Below are 13,453 nucleotides of genomic sequence, written 5' to 3'. Positions count from 1 at the left end.
ATGCTTGTGTGCAGCGATATCAACCTGTTCTACGGCTCCAGCCAGGCGTTGCGCGGCGTGTCCATGACCGCCGAAATCGGCAAGGTCACCTGCGTGCTGGGCCGCAACGGCGTGGGCAAGACCAGCCTGATGCGCGCCATCGCCGGGCAGGTCGCCCCGCGCAGCGGCAGCATCGTCTGGAAGGACAAGGAGATCACCGGCATGCCCGCCTACGCGCGGGCCTCGTCGGGCGTGGCGCTGGTTCCGCAGGGGCGCGAGATCTTTCCGCTGCTGACGGTGGAGGAAAACCTCAAATCCGGCTTCGCGGCGCTGCCCGCCAAGGAGCGCGCCATCTCCGACGAGATCTATACGCTGTTTCCGGTGCTGAGGAGCATGCTGGCGCGCCGTGGCGGCGACCTGTCCGGCGGCCAGCAGCAGCAGCTCGCGATCGCCAGAGCCTTGGTGATGAAGCCGTCGCTGCTCGTGCTCGACGAGCCGACCGAGGGCATCCAGCCGTCGATCATCAAGGACATCGCCCATGTGATCGCGCACTTGCGCGACATGGGCGGTATGGCCATCGTGCTGGTGGAGCAGTATTTCGATTTCGCCAAGGAACTGGCCGATCACTTCGTCGTCATGGACCGGGGTGAGGTTGTCCTGGCGGGTCCCCCTTCCGACTTCGCGGAGAACGATGTTCGTCGGCACCTTACCGTCTGAAGCCGCCCATTCCAGCGATGTGGGAATGCAGCGGGCACGCGGCGCGGCCCGAGTGGGGCTGCGCGCGGGCGGCGGGCGGGTGAACATCACCGAGCTGTATCAGAAGAGCCCATGCCGGGTGCTGATGCCCCGCGTCGACGGCCGCGACCGGGCCGAGATCGTGTTCATCAATAGCTCGGGCGGCATCACCGGCGGCGACGACCTGGACTATGCGGTGCGGGCCGAAGGGGCGGCGACCACCATGGCGACCACCCAGGCGTCGGAAAAGATCTACAGCGCCATCGACCGGGACGCCCGGCTGCGCATGGCGCTGTCGGCCGGCGACGGCGCGACGCTGGAGTGGCTGCCGCAGCAGACCATCGCCTTCGATGGCGCCCGCCTGCGCCGCCAGACCAGCATCGACATCACCGGCAATGCCCGGCTGCTGGCGCTGGACTGGCTGGTCATGGGCCGGCAGGCGCGGGGCGAGACCATGAACCGGGGCGCGCTGCGCGATGAGTGGCGCGTTCGCCGCGATGGCCGGCTGGTCTGGGCCGACGCGCTGCGGCTCACTGGCGATCTGGCCGGGCTGGGCGCGCGCCGTGCCAGCCTGGGCGGCAACCGCGCCTTCGCCACGCTGGTCTATGCCGGGCCGGACGCCGCCGACCGGCTGGAGCTGGCGCGCGGCCTGATCGAAGAATGCGGCGAGGCCGGCGTCACGGTGGTGGGCGGCGTGCTGGTCGGCCGTTTCCTTGCGCCCGACGGCCTGGCGCTGCACAAGAGCGTGAGTTTTTTCCTGGAGGCGTTCCGCGCCGGTCTGACGGGCTTCGCACCCTGGCCACCCAGGCTCTGGACATGTTGATGCTGACTCGGGAGGATCCATGAACCTGACACCCCGCGAGCGGGACAAGCTCATGATCGCCGTTGCCGCCATGGTCGCCCGCGACCGGCTGGCGCGCGGCGTGAAGCTGAACTATCCGGAAAGTATCGCCATCATCACCAATGCGGTGATGGAAGGCGCGCGCGACGGCCGTAGCGTCGCCGAGCTGATGGCCAGCGGCGCGACCATCCTGACCCGCGATCAGGTGATGGAGGGCATCCCGGAGATGATCCACGACGTGCAGGTGGAAGCCACCTTTCCGGACGGCACCAAGCTGGTGACCGTCCATCACCCGATCCGCTGAGGCCCGCCATGATCCCAGGTGAAATCATCCCGGCCGCCGGCGACATCGAGCTCAATGCGGGCCAGACCGCGATCATGCTGGTCGTCGCCAATGGTGGAGACAGACCTGTCCAGGTCGGCAGCCATTATCATTTTTCTGAAACCAATGCCGAGCTGCAGTTCGACCGCGAGGCGGCGCGTGGCATGCGGCTCGATATCGCCGCCGGTACGGCCCTGCGCTTCGAGCCGGGCCAGAGCCGGGAAGTACGTCTTGTGCCGTATGGCGGCAGCAGGACGGTCTATGGTTTCAATCAGGCCGTGATGGGCAAGCTGGAGGGCTGAGGACATGCCGACGAAGATCAGCCGCGCCGCCTATGCGGACATGTACGGGCCAACCACGGGCGACAAGATCCGCCTTGCCGATACAGACCTGTTCATCGAGGTCGAGGAAGATCGCACCTTTTACGGCGACGAGGTCAAGTTCGGCGGCGGCAAGGTCATCCGCGACGGTCAAGGCCAGTCCCAGGTCTCGCGGGCGCAAGGAGCCGTCGACACGGTCATCACCAACGCGCTGATCCTCGACTGGTCGGGGATCATCAAGGCGGATATCGGCATCCGGGATGGCCGCATCCACGCCATCGGCAAGGCGGGCAATCCGGACGTGCAGTCCGGGGTCGACATCATCGTCGGCCCGGGCACCGAGGTGATCGCGGGCGAGGGCAAGATCGTCACCGCCGGCGGCATCGACGTGCACATCCATTTCATCTGCCCGCAGCAGATCGAGGAAGCGCTGTATTCGGGCGTCACCACCCTGATGGGCGGCGGCACCGGCCCGGCCACCGGCACCAACGCCACCACCTGCACGCCCGGCCCGTGGCACATCCACCGCATGCTGCAGGCGGCGGAAGGCTTCCCGATCAATCTGGGCTTCTTCGGCAAGGGCAATGCCAGCCTGCCCGCCGGCCTGGTGGAACAGGTGAAGGCCGGCGCCTGCGGCCTGAAGCTGCATGAGGACTGGGGCACCACCGCCGCCGCCATCGACTGCTGCCTGTCCGTCGCCGACGAGATGGACGTGCAGGTGCTGATCCACACCGACACGCTGAATGAATCCGGCTTCGTCGAGACGACCATCAACGCCTTCAAGGGCCGCACCATCCATGCCTTCCATACCGAGGGCGCGGGCGGCGGCCATGCGCCGGACATCATCAAGGTGTGCGGCGAGGCGAACGTGATCCCGTCCTCCACCAACCCGACGCGCCCTTACACGGTGAACACGCTGGACGAGCATCTGGACATGCTGATGGTCTGCCATCATCTGGACCAGAAGATCCCCGAGGACGTGGCCTTCGCCGAGAGCCGCATCCGCAAGGAAACCATCGCGGCCGAGGACCTGCTGCACGACATGGGCGCGTTCTCGATCATCTCGTCGGACAGCCAGGCCATGGGCCGCATCGGCGAGGTGATCATCCGCACCTGGCAGACCGCCGACAAGATGAAGAAACAGTTCGGCGCGCTCGACGGCGAGACCGGCGACAACGACAATCTGCGCGCCAAGCGCTATGTGGCCAAGTACACCATCAATCCGGCCATCGCCCAGGGCATTTCCAAACATGTCGGCTCGGTCGAGGTCGGCAAGCTGGCCGATCTTGTGATCTGGACGCCGGCCTTTTTCGGCGTGAAGCCCGACATGATCCTGAAATGCGGCACCATCGCCGCCGCGGTCATGGGCGATCCCAACGCGTCCATCCCGACGCCCCAGCCGCAATATTTCCGGCCCATGTTCGGGGCGTTCGGTCGGGCGCTGCAATCCAGCTCGGTCACCTTCGTCAGCGGCGCGGCGGCGGCGGACAGCAGCCTGGCCGCCGATCTGGGGCTCCAGCGGCCATTGCTGCCGGTGGTCAACACGCGCGGGGGTATCGGCAAGCATTCCATGAAGCTGAACAGCCTGACGCCCAAGGTCGAGGTCAATCCCGAGACCTACGAGGTGCGGGCCGATGGCCGATTGCTGACCTGCGAGCCCGCCAAGGTGCTGGCCATGGCCCAGCGCTATTTCATGTACTGAGAGGACACCGGATGCGCCGCGCCGTTTCCCATTTTCCCGCCGGCATGTGGCCGACGCCCCGCGCCGCGAACGCGGTGACGCTGGATTTCGATGCCCGCCATCGCCGCCGGACCCTGCTGCGCACCGACAATGGCGAGGAGGTGCTGCTGGACCTGGAACGGGCCGTGGCCATGGCCGATGGCGATGGCCTGCAGCTTGATGACGGCAGCTGGCTGATGGTCGTCGCGGCCATGGAGCGCATTGTCGAGATCTGGTGCAGTTCGCCCCAGGAACTCATCCGCGTCGCCTGGCATCTGGGCAACCGGCACATCCCGACGGAGTTGCACGCCTCGGCGATCCGCATCCGTCCCGACGCGGTGCTGGAGCGCATGGTGCGCGATCTGGGCGCGGAGGTCAGCTATGTGGACCGACCGTTCCAGCCGGAAAGCGGCGCCTATGCGGGCCAGCGCAGCCACGGCCATGCGCACGATCACGATCACGACCACGATCATGACCATGACCACGGCCACCATCATCACGGCCACGCCCATCATGACCACTGACCGCCTGCATCTGCTGCGGCTCCAGGCCTGGCTGTCGCCGTCCTTTCCGATCGGCGGCTTCAGCTATTCCCATGGGCTGGAACAGGCGGCGCAATGGGGCTGGGTGCACGACCGGGACACGCTGATCGACTGGCTGGAGACGGATTTGCGGCACGGCGCGGGCCGCACCGACGCGATCCTGCTGGCGGCGGCGTATCGGGCGACCCTCTCCCTGTCCGTCATCCCCGCGCACGCGGGGACCCAGGCGGGGCAGGGGCTTGCTCTTTCGGCCGCTCAATCGCGAACGAACTTTCTTTCCGAGCAACCGGTACCGACCGAGCCCTGCGAAGAGCTGGGTCCCCGCGTGCGCGGGGATGACGAAGGAATTTTGGAGGTCGCCGAACTGGCCGCCGCCTTGCGCGGCACGGCGGAACTGGCGCTGGAATCGACGATGCAGGGCATCTCCTTCCTGTCCACCCTCCGCAAGGCCTGGCCGCATCCGGCGCTGGACCGCCTGCACCGCCTGCTGGCCGAAAGCGACATCGCGCCGACCTTTCCGGTGGTCGTCGGCGCCGCTTGCGCCGCCCATGGCGTGCCGCTGCCGCTGGCGCTGCAATTCACCCTGCATGCCATCGTCGCCAATTACGTCAGCGCCTCGCTGCGGCTGATGAAAATGGGGCAGACCGACGGTCAGCATGCTATCGCCGCGCTGGAAGACGCGGTGATGGAGACAGCGGCCGAGGCGCTGGCCGCGTCGCTCGAGGATATCGGGTCGGCCAGCCTGTCCATCGACGTCGCGTCCATGCGGCATGAAACCCAGTACAGCCGCATTTTCAGATCCTGAGGAGAACCCCATGGCCCATTCCTATCGAGGTCCGCTCCGCGTCGGCATCGGCGGTCCGGTCGGCGCCGGCAAGACCACGCTGGTCGAGGTGCTGTGCAAGCGCATGCGCGCCCATCATGACCTGTTCGTGATCACCAACGACATTTACACCAAGGAGGATCAGATGATCCTCAACCGCGCCCAGGCCCTGCCCGAGGACCGGATCATGGGGGTGGAGACGGGCGGCTGCCCGCACACCGCTATCCGCGAGGACGCGTCGATCAATCTGGTGGCCATCGATCAGATGTCGGCCCGCTTCCCCAAGGCCGAGCTGTGCTTCATCGAATCCGGCGGCGACAATCTGGCCGCCACCTTCAGCCCCGAACTGGCCGACCTGACGCTCTACGTCATCGATGTGGCCGGCGGCGAGAAGGTGCCGCGCAAGGGCGGCCCGGGCATCACCCGGTCCGACCTGCTGATCGTCAACAAGACCGATCTGGCGCCCCATGTGGGCGCGGATCTGGACGTGATGGAGGCCGACACGCGCCGCATGCGCGGCGAGCGTCCCTATGTGTTCACCAATCTGCGGTCGGGCCAGGGCGTCCAGACCGTGATCGATTTCATCGTTCGCATGGGCGGGCTGACGCCGGCGCCCGTCGCCATTCTCTGAGGGGGAAACCGCCATGTCCCGCAACCGTCTGTTCGCCGCTGCCGCCCTTGTCGCCGTGCTGGCGCCCGCCGCCGCCTTCGCCCATGTGGTGCCGGGCGATGGCCATTATCACAGTTTCGCCGATGGTCTCGCCCATGCCGCGACCGGCCTCGATCATGTGTTCGTCGCCGTCCTCGTCGGGTTGTGGGCGGCGTGGCGGCCATTCAAGTCCACCGCGCTGGCGCTGGGCCTGTATGGCGGCGGCATCGCCGTCGCCGGGCTGCTCGGGCTGGGCGGCGAGAACGCGGCGCTCGACATGGTGCTGGTCGGCTCGGCCTTCGGCGCGGTCGTCGCGGGGATGATGAAGGGCCGGGACTGGATCGTCGCCGCGCTGGTGCTGGTCGCCGCCGGCATGCAGGGCTTCATCCATGGCATGGCGGCGTCCGAGGTCGGCTATGGCGTCAACTTCATCGCCGGCCTGACGGTCGCGACGCTGGCCATCGCGGCGATTGCCGGGGGCGTGTCGCGGCGGTTCAAGATCAGGGCTCTGGCCTAACCTTTATCGTCATCCCCGCGCGCGTGGACCCAGCTCTTCGGAGCGCTGGTTGACCGCGGACGGGTCCCGGCAACCAAAGAAGTTTTCGTGGACCGAGCGGGTGGTGAACGGTTCGCCCTTTCCCCATCTGGGTCCCCGCGTGCGCGGGGATGACGAGATTATTGATGTGTAACAGCTACATCCGCAGGATCGGCTTGATCACCTCGCCGGTCACGGCGCTGTCGTGGACGGCCTGGTTGATGTCGGCGAAGTCGTAATATTTCACGAACTTGTCGTACGGTAGCTGGCCGTTGCGGTGGAGCTCGGCGAGATAGGGCACGAAGGTCTGGGTGACGCTGTCGCCCATGACCACGCCCTTGATGCCTCGGCCGAGGCCGATATTGTCCATGCTGAACGGGATCTCGATGCCGCCGGGCGTGGCGCCGACCTGGGCGCACCAGCCGGGACGGGCGAGGCAGTCGACGGCCTGGCGCACCGCGACAGGCACGCCCGAGCATTCGGCCGAGAAATCGGCGCCGCGCCCGGTGATGCGGCGGATTTCCGACACCGGGTTCTGGCTGCCAGCGTCGATGCAGTGGGTCGCGCCCAGCTCGGCCGCCATGTCGAGGCGCGAGCGGCGCACATCGACGGCGATGATGGTGGCGCAGCCGGCAAGGCGCGCGCCCATGATGGCGGCAAGACCGACCGTGCCGACGCCGAACACCGCCACCGACGAGCCCGATGGCGGCCGCAGCGCGTTCAGCACCGTGCCCGCGCCCGTGGTCAGGCCGCAGCCCAGCGGCCCCATCAGCTCCAGCGGCAGGTCGGACGGGATCTTGTTCACGCTGCGCGCCGGGGTGAGTGAATAGGTGGCGAAGGACGACTGGCCCACGAACCGCCCGCGCAGCGGCTTGCCGTGCTGGTTCAGCGGCGAGGTGCCGTCGCCGCGCAGGCCCATCAAATTGCGGCCGACGAACTCGTCGCAATAGGCGGTCTTGGCCTCGAGGCAGCTGTGGCAATGGCCGCAGCTGTCGCCGCTCAGCACCACGTGGTCGCCCACCTTCAGATGGGTCACCGCGCTGCCGATTTTCTCGATGACGCCCGAGCCTTCGTGGCCCAGCACCATGGGCAGCGGAATGTTGATGTCCTGGTTCTTTACCGCGATGTCGGTGTGGCAGATGCCGCTGGCGACAATGCGCACCAGCACCTCGTCGGGACGCGGATCGTCCACGTCCACTTCCTCGATGATGAAATCGCCCTTCGCCTCACGCACCACCGCCGCCAGCGCCTTCATGGCATCCTCCCCGTTTGCTGTGGCGTGCAGCCTACCGCAACCCGGGCGCGGCGCATCAGCAAAATGCAGGCGTGACTGTCGGTGCGGCGGCCCGTTAGGATGGGCGCTCCTGGGGAGAGGAGACAGATCATGCCGGCGGATTTTCCGGAACCAACGTTCATCACCACCAACGGCATCCGCATGGCGGTCTACGAGGCCGGGCCCAAGGACGGCCCGCCCGTGGTGCTGGCCCATGGCTGGCCCGAGCTGGCCTATGCCTGGCGCCACCAGCTGAAGGCGCTGGGCGAGGCCGGCTATCACGTCATGGCGCCGGATCAGCGGGGCTATGGCCTGACCGAGAAGCCCTGTGTGGTGCGTCATTACGACATCCACCATCTGACCGCCGACATGGCCGGACTGCTCGACGCCTTCGGCCACGACAAGGCGGTGTTCGCCGGCCATGACTGGGGCGGCATCATGGTCTGGCAGATGGCGCTGCTGCACCCGGGGCGCGTCGCCGGCGTGATCGGCGCGGGCGTGCCGTTCTTCCCGCGCAGCCGCCGCGATCCGGAACAGGTGATGCGCGAGGCGTGGGGGCCGGACTGGTACATCTGCGACTTCCAGGATTCCCGCCGCGCCGACGAGGCCATGCTGACCAATGTGGAGGCGATCTTCACCAACCAGTTCCGCAAGCTGACGCGCACCTATGCCGAATACCAGGCGCTGCCCAAGGAGGAGCGCAACCGGACCATCCAGAAGCGCATCGACCCGCGCCCGGGCCGCGTCTTCCTCAGCGATGCCGAGCGCCAGGTCTATATCGACACCTACCGGCGGACCGGCTTCACCTCGACCATCGACTGGTACCGCAACTGGTCGTGGAACTGGGAGAGCACCGCCGACGTGACGCAGGAAATCCACGTGCCGTGCCTTTATATCCAGGCCGCCGACGATCCGGCGGTGCCGCCGGGATTCGGCGACGACATGGCGGAGTATATCGACGACATCGAGCGCTACCGCGTGGAGGATTGCGGCCACTGCATCCAGCAGGAGCACCCGGAGGAAGTGACCCGGGCGATGCTGGACTGGCTGGGGCGAAAGTATCCGGCGTGAGGTGACAGGCAACATGAAGGCTGTTCAGTCATGGCTCGCCGACATCGTGGTGGTGAACGAGAGTGCTGTCCTCGCCGAGCCTGGAGACGTGTCCGTATTCCGAAGCGAGGGCGAGGCCTGCGCCAAGTTGGAGCACTGGTGGGTCGAGAATGACGAGGGGGGCGCCTTCGACGCGACGGGCCGCCGCATGATTCTGGCGGTAGACAGCAATCAGCGCGTGGTGGTCGCCGAGCGGCTGTCGTCACCCGATGGGCCGGACATCGTCCATGGCTGGCTGACCGCGCATGCGCACGCCGTTCTTGCGAGCCGTGGTGCCAAGGCGCTGCTTGGGCAGGCAGTGCTGGCCGGTTTCGAGGAACGCGGAGAACTGCCCTCCTCCGTGGAGGGGCTGATTGCCTATGTCGGATTTGATCGGTAGTCCCGCTGACTTCCGGCCATAGATTCTTCAAGCCTAAGTTTCATGGGAGGGCCATAGACAGTCCGCTTCCTCGCCTACTCCCGTCCCGGCCCATATCCCGGCGGTTTTTGCAGGCTGTCCCACTTGGCCTGGATGTCGGGGCCGTAGACTTGGTCCATCCATTGGTCCGAGGGGACTTCCTCGAAGGCGACGGAGACGGAGCTTTCCTTCGAGCCCATGATCTGGGCGAAGCTGGCGGTGATCGCCTCCGACAGCTGGGCTTTCTGCTCGTCGCTCTTGCCGGGCCACAGCTTGATGATGACGTGCGGCATTGCCCCCTCAGACCCGTTCGAAGATGGCCGCGAGGCCCTGGCCGCCGCCGATGCACATGGTCTCGAGGCCGTAGCGGGCGCCGCGGCGTTCCATTTCCATCAGCATGGTGGTCAGGATGCGCACGCCGGTGGCGCCGACCGGGTGGCCCATGGAGATGCCCGAGCCGTTGACGTTGATGCGCTGGGCGTGGTCCTCGTCGGTCAGGCCGAGCGCCTTGGTGCAGGCGAGCACCTGGGCGGCGAAGGCCTCGTTCAGCTCGATGAGGTCGAGATCCTTCAGGGCGAGGCCGGCACGCTCCAGCGCCTTTTGCGAGGCGGGGACCGGGCCGATGCCCATGACTTCGGGGCCGACACCGGCCAGCGACCAGGATTTCAGGCGTGCCATGGGCTTCAGGCCTTCGCGCTCGGCGATCTCGCGGGTAGTGACGATGCAGGCCGAGGCGCCGTCATTCTGGCCCGAGGCGTTGCCGGCGGTGACCGTTGATTCCGGGTCCTGCTTGATGCGGATCGGCGTCAGGGTGGCCAGCTTTTCCACCGTGGTGCCGGGGCGGGCATGCTCGTCCTTGTCGACGACGATGTCGCCCTTGCGGCTCTTCAGGGTGACCGGGACGATCTCCTGGGCGAAGCGGCCATCTTCCATGGCGGCGACGGCGCGGGCGTGCGAGCGGGCGGCCAGCTCGTCCTGGGCCTCGCGGCTGATCTGATAGTCGCGGCGCAGATTCTCGGCGGTCTCGATCATGCCGCCCGGCACGGGGTAATTCTTGCCGCCGGCGGTCACGCGGCCGCGTGCGAGCGCGTCTTCCAGCATGATGCCCTGGCCCTGCACGCCCCAGCGGGTCTCGTTGGTATAGAACGGGGCGCGGCTCATGGATTCGGCGCCGCCGGCGATCACGAGGTCGCTGCCGCCGGAGCCGACCTGCATGACGGCGTAGATGACGCCCTGCAGGCCCGAGCCGCAGCGGCGGTCGATCTGGATGCCACCGGAGGTGATCGGCAGGCCCGCGTCGAGCGCGACGACGCGGCCGAGCGCCGGCGCGTCCATGGTCGGGTAGCAATTGGCGAAGATGACGTCTTCGACCAGCTCGGGGTTCAGCTTGGTGCGCGCCAGGATGTCCTTGACGACGGCGGCGCCCAGTTCATGCAGCGGCGTGGCCTTGAATGCGCCGCCGAAGCCGCCGACGGCGGTCCGCCGAGGTTCACAGATGACTACGTCGCGCATGACATTTCCTTCGGTCTGATCGTGGAGGGCGCGATCCTATCGCCGGGAAGCTCCGTCGTCGACCCATATGGAGCCGGAAAGAGAGACGAGAATTCGATATCCGCCGGGTATTTCGCGGCCGCCTAGCGGAACGCCCAGCGCAGTACTTCGGCGACGCCGCGCGTGCCGCCCTGGACGAGGGGGCGGGTCAGGCTGGAGGCGCGCAGGTCGTGCATGCGCCGCGCCCAGTCCGGCAGCAGATCGATCGCGGCCTGGAAGGTCAGCTGCTGGACCGGCAGGGCGGCCCAGTGCTCCGGCATGTGATGGAGCAGAATGCGCGAGACGTCGCGCGTGCGCTGGTCGGCGCGGAGGCGGGGCCGCATGTCCCGCAGATAGGTGAGCGCCGCCGCGCGGCTTGTCGGCACTTCGGCCGCGCCGAGACCGTGCGCCACCACGGCGATCTCGGCGAAGTAACGGTCCTGGTCGGCGGGCGACATGGCCGGCTCGGCATAGCGGCGCCAGGCGTCGAGGAAGCATAGGGCCTCGGTGACGTGGACCCAGGTCAGCAATTCGGGGTCATCGGCCGAATAGGGCGTGCCGTCGGGCAGCGTGCCGCGCACCTTCCCGTGCACGGCGCGTACCCGGGCGATGGCGGCCTCGGCCTCCTCGCGGCTGCCATAGGTGGTCAGGGCGATGAAGCGGGCGGTGCGGCGGAGCCGGCCCAGCATGTCCTCGCGGAAGTTGGAATGATCCCACACGCCCGCGAGCACGGACGGGTGCAGCATCTGCAGCAGCAGGGCCGCGACGCCGCCGACCATCATGGAGGTCACGTCCCCATTCACGCGCCAGGCGACGGCGCGGGAGCCGAAGAGCCCGTCCTCGCGGCGCTGGACCGGACGCTCGCCCCGGGCGCGGTCGTTGAAGACGGCGCGGACGCGGCCGATCAGGATGTCCTTCACCAGGCGCATGGACCCAAGATGCTGAATGAGGAAGGGCTCCGCCAGCATGGCGGAGCCCTCAGCTTGGTCCAGATGTATGGAAAAGTCGACGGTCAGTGCTTCAGCCGGATCTTTTCCTCGATCACGGCCTCGGCCTTTTCGGCTTTCTTTCGCCGGTTGAAGACGCTCTTCATATGGCTGATGTCGCTGGCGGACAGATGCTCCTCGGCGGCGACGAACTGCTCCTGCTCCTCTTCGCGAATGTGGTGCAGGTACTTTTCCTTGAGTTCGCCGAAGCGGGTCATCCACGCGGCCGTCGCCGGATCGCGAGCCGCCAAGTCGGCGACCATCTCGTCGATCTGCTTGTGCTCGTGGACCGCATGGCGCGCGTCCTCGGTGGTCTCGGGATTGCGCAGCACCGTCGACCACAGCGCCTGTTCCTCGGCGGCGGCGTGGCTCTGGATCTCCTTGACCAGCTCCTCGAACAGCGCTTCGCGCTGGGGCGATTTCGCGTCGGTGTCCTGCACCATGGCGAACAGCGCGCGGTGGCGGTCGTGATCCTCCACCAGCCGCCCGAAAATGTCCGGATTGCCGCGGAACGTGGTCGCGGGGGTGCTGCCGATGCGGGCGGCGAGATCGGGCGCGACCGAGCGGGCCTCGGCGATGGCGGCCTGCTTGGCGCGGGTTTCAGTCGTCGCGGTCTTCTGTGCGGCTTTCGGATTGGCGGTCTTGGCGGTCGCGTCGGCTCTCGCGGTCATGTCTGGCTCCGGCTATGTTCAGTCTTCGGGATGCAGGCGTGCGCACACGCCCTGTCCCCCGTTAACTGAATCGCGGGGCGGGATGTTCCGAAGCCGACGGGATTTACGCCGGCAGGATGAGCGGCTTCTCGGTTTCCAGCTCCAGCACGTCCACGGTCGCCTTGAGCGTGTGGGCGCCGGAGACGCGGATGACGCCCTTGACCGGCGCCACGTCGACATAGTCGCGGCCCCAGGCCAGCGGGATGTGATCGTTCCCGGCCAGCCGGGCATTGGTCGGGTCGATCTCGACCCAGCCATGATCGTCGCCGCACCAGACGGCCACCCAGGCGTGCATGGCGTCGGCGCCCTGCAGCCGCTTCTTGCCGGGCGGCGGAATGGTGCGCAGATAGCCGCTGACATAGCCGGCGGCAAGGCCGAGGCCGCGCATGCCGGCGATCATCACATGGGCGAAGTCCTGGCACACGCCCTTGCGCAGGTCGAACGCCTCGCGCGGGTCGGAGGCCACGTCGGTCACGCCCGGCGCGTATTCGAAGCCGGTATAGATGCGGTTGGAGAGCTCGGTCACCGCTTCCAGGATCGGCCGGCCCGGTTTGAAGCTGCGCGCGGCATAGGCGGTGATCTGAGGATCCAGCGAGACGCGGCGGCTGGGGAACAGGAAGTGGGCCGGGGAATCCGGACCCGGGTCGAACTGGGTGGCGCAGGTATCGCGCACTTCTTCCCAGGCCGGCGTGTCCTTGGCGGCCGGCGGCGCGGGCGCGTCCCGCTCGACGATGGCGTGGGTCTCGATGATCAGCGCGCCGTGCGGCTCCAGGAAGGACAGCCAGAGGTTTTCGTTGCCGAAGAAGTCCAGATAGGCGCGCTGGGTGGTCGGTGTCGGGTCGATATCGACGCGCTGGTGGAGCACGGTCAGGCCGGGCCGGTCGACCAGCGACAGGCGCACCAGCTGCGACGACAGGGCGACGTCGTTGGCGTATTCGTAATGGGTGGTCTGGCTGATCTCGTAGCGCACGCCGGTCATGA

Annotated in this window: 17 protein-coding genes; 11 read left to right on the top strand and 6 right to left on the bottom strand. The window is 67.4% G+C overall.

Going from position 1 to position 13,453, the window contains the following annotated elements:
• From urtE to WJU17_RS09530, 9 genes are read left to right on the top strand one after another with little or no spacing between them, the layout of a single operon-like run.
• Complete coding sequence (gene urtE / locus WJU17_RS09570; protein WP_346327097.1) at positions 1–696, top strand: urea ABC transporter ATP-binding subunit UrtE; 696 nt, start codon at positions 1–3, stop codon at positions 694–696.
• A gap of 25 nt (positions 697–721) precedes the next feature.
• Positions 722–1,537 (top strand): urease accessory protein UreD, encoded by an 816-nt coding sequence (locus WJU17_RS09565; protein WP_346327096.1) that lies wholly within the window; start codon positions 722–724, stop codon positions 1,535–1,537.
• 19 nt (positions 1,538–1,556) lie between these two features.
• A complete protein-coding gene (locus tag WJU17_RS09560; RefSeq protein ID WP_346327095.1) occupies positions 1,557–1,859 on the top strand; it encodes an urease subunit gamma in 303 nt (100 codons plus the stop codon).
• Between the two features lie 8 nt (positions 1,860–1,867).
• The gene (locus tag WJU17_RS09555) at positions 1,868–2,179 is read left to right on the top strand and encodes an urease subunit beta (protein WP_346327094.1); all 312 of its coding nucleotides are present in this window, start codon (positions 1,868–1,870) and stop codon (positions 2,177–2,179) included.
• Between the two features lie 4 nt (positions 2,180–2,183).
• Positions 2,184–3,899: an urease subunit alpha gene (gene ureC / locus WJU17_RS09550; RefSeq protein ID WP_346327093.1), complete on the top strand. Its 1,716-nt coding sequence runs from the start codon at positions 2,184–2,186 to the stop codon at positions 3,897–3,899.
• 11 nt (positions 3,900–3,910) lie between these two features.
• Entirely contained in the window at positions 3,911–4,441 is a 531-nt protein-coding gene (ureE, locus tag WJU17_RS09545) for an urease accessory protein UreE (protein ID WP_346327092.1), read from the top strand.
• Positions 4,335–5,264 (top strand): urease accessory protein UreF, encoded by a 930-nt coding sequence (locus WJU17_RS09540; RefSeq protein ID WP_346327091.1) that lies wholly within the window; start codon positions 4,335–4,337, stop codon positions 5,262–5,264. The genes ureE and WJU17_RS09540 overlap by 107 nt, the downstream gene beginning before the upstream one ends.
• A gap of 10 nt (positions 5,265–5,274) precedes the next feature.
• Positions 5,275–5,913, top strand: a complete 639-nt coding sequence (ureG, locus tag WJU17_RS09535) for an urease accessory protein UreG (RefSeq protein WP_346327090.1) — start codon at positions 5,275–5,277, stop codon at positions 5,911–5,913.
• A 13-nt stretch (positions 5,914–5,926) separates the two neighbouring features.
• Entirely contained in the window at positions 5,927–6,448 is a 522-nt protein-coding gene (locus WJU17_RS09530; RefSeq protein ID WP_346327089.1) for a HupE/UreJ family protein, read from the top strand.
• Between the two features lie 175 nt (positions 6,449–6,623).
• Here the strand turns inward: WJU17_RS09530 and WJU17_RS09525 are convergent, their stop codons facing one another.
• On the bottom strand, positions 6,624–7,721 hold the full coding sequence (locus tag WJU17_RS09525) for an NAD(P)-dependent alcohol dehydrogenase (protein ID WP_346327088.1): 1,098 nt from the start codon (positions 7,719–7,721) through the stop codon (positions 6,624–6,626).
• 129 nt (positions 7,722–7,850) lie between these two features.
• Here WJU17_RS09525 and WJU17_RS09520 point away from each other — a divergent pair, with 129 nt between their 5' ends.
• Both WJU17_RS09520 and WJU17_RS09515 read left to right on the top strand, forming a co-directional pair.
• Positions 7,851–8,810 carry an alpha/beta hydrolase gene (locus tag WJU17_RS09520; protein WP_346327087.1) on the top strand — a complete coding sequence of 320 codons (960 nt, stop codon included), beginning with the start codon at positions 7,851–7,853 and terminating at the stop codon, positions 8,808–8,810.
• 13 nt (positions 8,811–8,823) lie between these two features.
• Positions 8,824–9,228: a hypothetical protein gene (locus WJU17_RS09515; RefSeq protein WP_346327086.1), complete on the top strand. Its 405-nt coding sequence runs from the start codon at positions 8,824–8,826 to the stop codon at positions 9,226–9,228.
• Positions 9,229–9,302: 74 nt separating this feature from the next.
• Here WJU17_RS09515 and WJU17_RS09510 read toward each other — a convergent pair whose 3' ends face one another.
• The 5 genes from WJU17_RS09510 to WJU17_RS09490 form a co-directional block, all read right to left on the bottom strand.
• Positions 9,303–9,539, bottom strand: a complete 237-nt coding sequence (locus WJU17_RS09510) for a tautomerase family protein (RefSeq protein WP_346327085.1) — start codon at positions 9,537–9,539, stop codon at positions 9,303–9,305.
• Between the two features lie 7 nt (positions 9,540–9,546).
• Positions 9,547–10,758, bottom strand: a complete 1,212-nt coding sequence (locus WJU17_RS09505) for an acetyl-CoA C-acetyltransferase (protein WP_346327084.1) — start codon at positions 10,756–10,758, stop codon at positions 9,547–9,549.
• A gap of 122 nt (positions 10,759–10,880) precedes the next feature.
• Entirely contained in the window at positions 10,881–11,744 is an 864-nt protein-coding gene (locus WJU17_RS09500; protein WP_346327083.1) for an oxygenase MpaB family protein, read from the bottom strand.
• 44 nt (positions 11,745–11,788) lie between these two features.
• On the bottom strand, positions 11,789–12,433 hold the full coding sequence (locus WJU17_RS09495; RefSeq protein ID WP_346327082.1) for a hemerythrin domain-containing protein: 645 nt from the start codon (positions 12,431–12,433) through the stop codon (positions 11,789–11,791).
• A 103-nt stretch (positions 12,434–12,536) separates the two neighbouring features.
• Positions 12,537–13,451, bottom strand: a complete 915-nt coding sequence (locus WJU17_RS09490) for a transglutaminase family protein (RefSeq protein WP_346327081.1) — start codon at positions 13,449–13,451, stop codon at positions 12,537–12,539.
• Positions 13,452–13,453 lie beyond the last annotated feature (2 nt).

Source organism: Iodidimonas sp. SYSU 1G8 (genome assembly GCF_039655775.1).
In the GTDB taxonomy this organism is placed as follows: Bacteria; Pseudomonadota; Alphaproteobacteria; order SMXS01; family SMXS01; genus RI-34.
The sequence above is the reverse complement of the archived record's forward strand: the minus strand, read 5'-3'. Positions and strand labels throughout refer to the sequence as shown.